The sequence below is a fragment of the Geminisphaera colitermitum TAV2 genome, from assembly GCF_000171235.2.
GTDB lineage: Bacteria > Verrucomicrobiota > Verrucomicrobiia > Opitutales > Opitutaceae > Geminisphaera > Geminisphaera colitermitum.
In genome coordinates, this window is sequence record NZ_ABEA03000192.1 from 1 (window position 1) to 775 (window position 775).

A 775-nucleotide genomic window follows, 5' to 3' on the forward strand; every position below is an offset into this window, starting at 1 on the left:
ACGCTGGATGCGGGCAGCACCGCGCTGGCGACCGACGGGCTGAGCTTCGTGTCGCAAGGCGACTGGATCATCGGCGAAAGCACCAGCGGCAACACCGTGACGCTGAGCCGCGTCTGGAACACGACGCTCGCCACCGCCGCCTTCGTCTCCGACACCGCCAACGTTACGGCCACCGGCAAGGCCGTTTACATCGGCCAGACTGCTGGGGCGAACGACAACGTGCTGATCATCGAAGGCACGCTGGTGGCGAGGGAGGTGAACATCGGATTCGAGGATCAGACGACGGGCAACACGCTGCGGCTGACCACCGCCGCGCTCGCCACGCTGGATGTTGACACGCTGTTTCTCGGCGCGGGCAACTTCATCGAAGCCGAAGGTTCGGGCTACGCGCTGGCCGACGTGCTGACGCTGCTCACCGGCACCGCGTTCTCGGCGTGGGACGGCGCTGGCTACACGCTGGTCGATACGGGCAACATCGACGCCCTGCTGACCTTCGTCGATCTCGGCAATGGCTACGCGCAGTGGACGACGATCGCCACCTCTTCCGTGCCCGAGCCCGCCACGTATGCCGCGCTCGCTGGGCTGGCGCTGCTGGCCTACGTGATCGTGCGCCGGAGGCGCTGATATTGCGGAGGGCGGCGGCATCCTGCCGCCGGTTCGTTGTAGGGGCTTCGCTTGCGAAGCCCGCGAATTTGCAAGTGTGCTCCGTCCGGCGTGCGCGGCATACGTGGCGGGCTCGGGCACGGAAGAGGTGGCGATCGTCGTCCACTGCGCG

Annotated in this window: 1 protein-coding gene; it reads left to right on the plus strand. The window is 67.2% G+C overall.

The features are described 5' to 3' along the window. Positions 1 to 624 (plus strand): PEP-CTERM sorting domain-containing protein (locus OBACDRAFT_RS22380; RefSeq protein WP_043589151.1); only part of this gene is annotated, 624 nt, incomplete at its 5' end. Between the last annotated feature and the right edge of the window lie 151 nt (positions 625 to 775).